The organism is Psychromonas sp. MB-3u-54, from assembly GCF_002836415.1.
Taxonomy (GTDB): domain Bacteria; phylum Pseudomonadota; class Gammaproteobacteria; order Enterobacterales; family Psychromonadaceae; genus Psychromonas.
Genome location: NZ_PJBP01000160.1, coordinates 1 through 6092 on the forward strand (window position 1 = coordinate 1; position 6092 = coordinate 6092).

The 6092-nt window shown below is 43.6% G+C and carries 4 protein-coding genes; 3 read left to right on the plus strand and 1 reads right to left on the minus strand.

The window, feature by feature from the left end:
• Positions 1–85 precede the first annotated feature (85 nt).
• Positions 86–1564 (minus strand): glycogen synthase GlgA, encoded by a 1479-nt coding sequence (glgA, locus tag CXF72_RS11725; protein WP_101039202.1) that lies wholly within the window; start codon positions 1562–1564, stop codon positions 86–88.
• 753 nt (positions 1565–2317) lie between these two features.
• Between glgA and CXF72_RS11730 the strand changes: the two genes are divergently transcribed.
• From CXF72_RS11730 to CXF72_RS11740, 3 genes are all read left to right on the plus strand, one after another.
• Complete coding sequence (locus CXF72_RS11730) at positions 2318–3922, plus strand: SagB/ThcOx family dehydrogenase (RefSeq protein WP_101039203.1); 1605 nt, start codon at positions 2318–2320, stop codon at positions 3920–3922.
• Between the two features lie 162 nt (positions 3923–4084).
• On the plus strand, positions 4085–5356 hold the full coding sequence (locus tag CXF72_RS11735; protein WP_101039204.1) for a leucine-rich repeat-containing protein kinase family protein: 1272 nt from the start codon (positions 4085–4087) through the stop codon (positions 5354–5356).
• A 130-nt stretch (positions 5357–5486) separates the two neighbouring features.
• Entirely contained in the window at positions 5487–5741 is a 255-nt protein-coding gene (locus tag CXF72_RS11740) for a TIGR03643 family protein (protein ID WP_101039205.1), read from the plus strand.
• Positions 5742–6092 lie beyond the last annotated feature (351 nt).

Consider the following 6092-nt stretch of genomic DNA (forward strand, 5'->3'; position numbering starts at 1 on the left):
ACAGCTTTACAGCTTTACAGCTTTACAGCTTTACAGCTCGTAGGATCCACCCTACCGATAACAAAATACCGAATTCGGTAATCTATTATCCGAACTTATTACTCGCATGCTGATATAGATCTTCGTATTCCACGGCCGTGTGATGCCATGAAAAATCACTGGTCATACCATTTTTCATCACTATTTCAAATGCCGGAAAATCGTTACGGTATACCGAAGCTGCCCATCTCATGGTTTCTCTTAATGCTTCCGGATACAGATCGTAGAATTTAAACCCGGTTGCGCTATCGATATTATCAACGGAATAGTTGCTGACTGTGTCTTCAAGCCCTCCCGTTGATCGCACAATAGGCACGGTCCCATATTTCATGCTGTACATCTGGTTAAGCCCGCATGGCTCATACCTTGAAGGCATAACAAAGAAATCCGATCCCGCTTCGACCAGATGAGCAAGCTTGTTACTGTAGCCAATATGACATCCAAAGCGATCCGGATAGGCTTTAGCATAATCTGCTAATGCCACTTCCTGCCACTTCTCACCGGAACCGACAATAACAAATTGGGCATCGTCTTCTTCCAGCATCTTATCTAAACATGCAATAAAGACATCCAGCCCTTTCTGCTCGGCAAGTCTCGATACCACACCATAAATGGGCACATCGGCGCGCACTTCCATTCCAAATTCCTTCTGCAGTGCCGCTTTGCATAAAGCTTTACCGCTCAGATCTTTGTGTGAAAAGTTGTGAGGGAGAAAATTATCTGTTGCAGGATCCCACTCAATGACATCAATGCCATTTAAAATGCCACGCAGTTTACCTTGAACGGCTCGGTGTTGAAGCGGATGTTCCAGACCGAATCCGTATTCAGGGGATAGGATCTCCTCTGCATAGGTAGGGCTAACCGTTGTTGCCATATCGGCGGTCAACACCCCTGCTTTTAGGAAATTCAGCTTATCGTAGAATTCAAAACAGTGAACGTTAAAATAATCCCAGCCAAGGCCCGTCCAGTAAAGATTCGATTTACTAAACACACCCTGATAGCCAATATTGTGAATAGTGATAATTGATCGGGTTTGCTTAAAATTATCAAATCCGTTGTACAGGGCACTTTTTACATATACGTTGCACAGCGAAGTGTGCCAGTCGTTGGTGTGAAGTACATCGACCTTAATATCCAGAGCCAGTACAGCCTGCATAATTGCCCTGCTCAGAAAGATAAAGCGTTCGGCATTATCAGAGTATTCATTGCCGTCCCAATCGTATAGTTTAGGACGATCAAAAAATCGATCATATTCTATAAAGTAAAAAGAAAGGTTTTCACTGACCTTGTGCCGTCTGATACGTGCCCATTCCTCGCTTCCTTCTCCAAAAGGGACACCCAGCAGTTCATGCACACACTCTGTATCAGCACATTTTTCAGCCATAACCTGCGGATAATAGGGCATAAAAACTGAAACATTGTGGCCATTTTCAGCTAAAGCGTATGGTAGTGAGTATGATACATCAGCTAATCCGCCTGTTTTTGCATAGGGTGCGGCCTCACTTGTTGCCCAAACTATATTCATTCTATGTCACCTCAAATATTAAGTTATCTGTTCAACGAAACCGCTTTTATACGGAAAAAATCATTCGACCTGTCTTCAAATAAGTGCAAGGATAATTTTTAACCTAGAGATTACTATGAAAAGTAACAAAATCAAATGCTTTACCGCTTTATCTGCAGCTTATCTCAGTAATTAACAACTCATCAATAGCAGTCCAGTCTATTAGAAAATGACCAATAACCGCAGTTCATCATGGCGATAATCTAAGGGCTGATTAATGATTGCAGAATAGCTTTACCTTGAGAAAGTCATTAGCCGTTCCAAATTTACACAAAACGAGGGTCTGCTGACCTTTGGTGTACAAATTTCGTTCAATCTAAACGTGTTCTGAACAAGGCATGAGGAGAGCAGCAGAGTTATTCTATGTAAACTTTGATTAACGCAGCGTAGGACGCTTTTGAATGAATCCGAAGGGCAGCATTTTTTGCGCACGATCGTATGCATTATCGCCTACTTATGTAGAATAACGATACAAAACAAGCTCTGCCTTATATAAAGCACGCACACATTGCTGAAAAAATACACACAAAAGGTCAACAGACCCTAACCTTTATTAATAATGAAAGGTAAGGCGCTCACCTTGGCAGCAGCAAGATAAGGACTAAGACTAATACCAACCTGCATTATTCAGATTCTATTGTTACAAATCACCGCTTTAAGTTAGACACAACAACCTCTATAGTAATCAGCCAGTTAATAATTTTGAGGAAAATAATGACCCAATCCGCCTTGCAGACAATCAAAGATTACCACCAGCAGAGCAAACACCAGCCGGGCCGATATGCGCGTTCGCCAGGTTACATGGACTGGGCAAATCAGCCGTTACCCTATAGGCTTTACGAAGGGGCACAACAAATCCCCTTACCGCTGTTGCAACAAACTAACGATTCCCCTTATTCCGCACTCTTTCAGGCGGCCGAAAAAGAAGCTGAACCCATTTCTATCGCATCAATCGCCAGTATGTTGGAACTCAGCTTAGGGCTTTCAGCCTGGAAAGAGTATCAAGGTTCAGAGTGGGCACTGCGCATTAATCCTTCCAGCGGTAATCTGCATCCCACCGAATGTTATTTACTGCTGCCGGAAGTCGATCAGCAAGCGGCTGCCAGTGTGCATTACAACCCCTATGTTCATCTGCTTGAACAGCGCGCAGCAATACCCGATGATGCCGCGCAGGCATTGAAAAAGATGGATGGTTTTCCCTTGATGCTGAGCAGTATTGCCTGGCGCGAGGCATGGAAATATGGCGAGCGTGCTTACCGTTATTGCCAACATGATTTAGGTCACGCCCTAGCGGCATTAAACATTGCCTGCAACCTCAACGGCTGGCAGATTCAAGTATTGCCCAATATCTCCGCTGAAAAGTCAGAAAGTCTCTTTGCGCTTGCACAATCAAATACCGTGCAGGCAGAAACCGAGTTTGCCGATTGTGTCTGCTGGGTGAGCCGGACAACACCTGATCTCGCGGCTGTTGAACAATGGTTAAACCAGCTGCCAACGCTTAATTATGGGCACAAGGCGAATCAACTGAGTAAGGTGCATATCGACTGGCCGATTATCAATCAGGTTGTCTCATCCAGCCATCGGGAGCCGTTACAACTCACACCCGCCAAAAAAACCAGCGTCATTGACCCGGAGACAGAGAGCCTGTGCACCGCAAGTGCTGAAACACTTATTCGCCAACGCCGCAGTGCACAAAGTTATGACAAGGAAAGCAGTCACCTGCCGTTAAACACCTTTTTACATAATCTGCAAAAAACCCTGCCCGGCAATAGCATTCCTTTTTCAGTCTTACCTTTCGAGGCACAGCTGGATCTGGTTTTGTTTGTCCATAATGTGCAGGGACTCGCACCCGGTTTATATATTTGGGTACGAAATGAGGATCACCTGCCGTTATTAAAAGCGCAAATGGACAGTGATTTTGAGTGGACGCAGATCATTGAACGACAACCTTTGTATTTACTACAAACAGGCAATATCAGACGGATTGCCAAAGCGGTCAGCTGTCAACAGGATATCGCCAGTGAAAGTGCTTTTTCATTGGCTATGCTGGCAAATTTTGCCGCACCTTTGGCAAAATCCCCAAGCTGTTACCCCACTTTATATTGGGAAAGCGGACTAATAGGTCAAGTCTTGTATCTGCAGGCAGAAGCTTTTGGCCTGCGGGCAACGGGTATAGGTTGTTTCTTTGATGATCAAGTGCACCAGCTACTTGGCCTCAAGGACGATCAATGGCAAACCCTTTATCATTTCACCGTCGGTAAGGCGATCGACGATCCACGGATAGCCAGCAAACCGGCTTATTTTCATTTAAAACCATAAAGCCTTTCCCTTATAAAAGCACAGTAAACAGCCTGTAAAAATGGGCTGTTTTATTTGAATTATTATTATGATTCAGACGTCATCTCACCGCACCTGCCCTTTTTATTGCATTTTCTAGTAGACTACCGTTTTTTGTAGCACAGACCTTACGGGAATATTATTTTGCAGACACTTGCACAGCTCAAATCAGGCGAATTAGCCGGAACCCAACGACTCGCCTTATCTGAAAATTTAACCTCATTCCCGCTCGAGATTTTATCACTTGCGAATAGCCTGGAGATTCTTGATTTATCCAATAATCAATTGACCTCATTGCCACAAGAATTGATGCAGTTAACCAGGCTTAAAATCATTTTTGCATCAAACAATCTTTTTGAAACATTGCCTGAAGTACTGGGTCAATGCGCTAATTTAGAGATGGTGGGTTTTAAAGCCAATAACATTAACCAGGTGCCTGCAAACGCTTTGCCCGCCAAATTACGCTGGTTGATATTAACGGACAATAAAATTGAAGTGTTACCTGACACTTTGGGTGAACGGCCGCGACTGCAAAAATTGGCACTGGCGGGTAATCGTTTAAGCGCACTGCCAAAAACGCTGGGTCAGTGTAAAAACCTTGAATTAGTTCGTATTTCAGCCAATAGACTGACCGAGTGTCCGGAGCAATTGCTGGAATTACCTAAGCTTGCCTGGTTTGCTTTTGCAGGTAATCCCTTTACCCGCTCAAATGTTAAAATCAATGCTGTGCCGACATTATCATCATCAAGCTTCACCTTACAAAATATCCTAGGTCAGGGTGCATCCGGGGTTATCTCCAAAGCCGTTTGGAACAAAACGCAAAGCCGCTTTCCCGATGATATTGCGGTTAAAGTGTTTAAGGGTGAAGTCACCAGTGATGGTTATCCGGAAGATGAATTACAAGCCTGTTTAAAGGTCGGCCATCATGCCAATTTAGTGCAGTCAATCGCGCAAGTGAATGAGCCAAATTATTTAGCGTTAATTATGACCTTAATACCGGCACATTATAATAACTTGGGGCTACCGCCCTGCTTTAAAAGCTGTACCCGTGATACTTTTACGCCGGGCTTTAACTTATCCATTAAGCAGATTGAGAAAATCGTTGTACAAATGGAAGCCGTATTTGCGCATTTACATGACAATCAAGTCTGCCATGGCGACTTATATGCGCATAACACCCTGTTTGATGAACAAGCCAATATCATTTTTGGCGACTTTGGTGCTGCCACTATGTACCACATGCTGACGCCAGCGCAGCAGCAGAAGATCAAGCAGATCGAACAACGTGCACTGTTTCATTTTATTGATGATCTGTTAAGTATTTGTGCCCACGAGGATCAACTCAGCAGCAACTTTAAGCAGCTTAAGCAGCTTAAGCAAGGTACTCTAACAAAAGAAATAAGATTAACTGCTTAATTAAAAAGTGGGAATATCCATTAAAATTGACGCCGATTATAAAGGCGTCGAATATAAATCTACTTTTTAACTAAACCTTAAGGTCTTCTCTCACGTATTGATTCTTTTAAATTTAAAAAGTTGGAACTTGATGATCCTATTTAGTGAGAGTGAAGAGTCTAGAGTTATCGAAATGGCTTGGGAGGATAGAACACCCTTTGAAGCGATTGAACATCAGTTTGGCCTAAATGAACCAGCGGTGATAAGACTTATGCGTTATAAGATGAAACCAAGCAGTTTTAAATTGTGGCGCAGCAGGGTAAGTGGCCGAAAAACTAAGCATACAAAACTCAGGTCGCCGGAAGTCGGCAGAGCTTATTGCCCAACTCAGTATAAGAATAGATAGAGCTTCATCTACCCCGTAGGGTGCGCTTCAGCACCAAGAAACATTACCGCCGCATAAAATGCATCCTACCAATAACATACCCCGTAGGGTGCGCTTCAGCACCAAGCAACATTAACGATGCATAAAATGCATCCTACAAATAACCTACCCGTAGGGTGCGCTCTGCGCACCGATTGTCTGTGTTATTCACCAAATTCATTATCAATTTCATCAATCCCGTCACCAACAACATTAACGATGCATAAAATGCATCCTACCGATGGTATCGACCGTCGTCATTAACGGTGCATAGCATGCCCCCCACCAATAACATAACCCGTGATCATCAACGATGCATAAAATGCATCCTAC

Coding starts and splice junctions, on each gene's coding strand:
- glgA (WP_101039202.1), bottom strand. CDS start 1,564: ATGAATATAGTTTGGGCAACAAGTGAGGCCGCACCCTATGCAAAAACA.
- CXF72_RS11730 (WP_101039203.1), top strand. CDS start 2,318: ATGACCCAATCCGCCTTGCAGACAATCAAAGATTACCACCAGCAGAGC.
- CXF72_RS11740 (WP_101039205.1), top strand. CDS start 5,487: ATGATCCTATTTAGTGAGAGTGAAGAGTCTAGAGTTATCGAAATGGCT.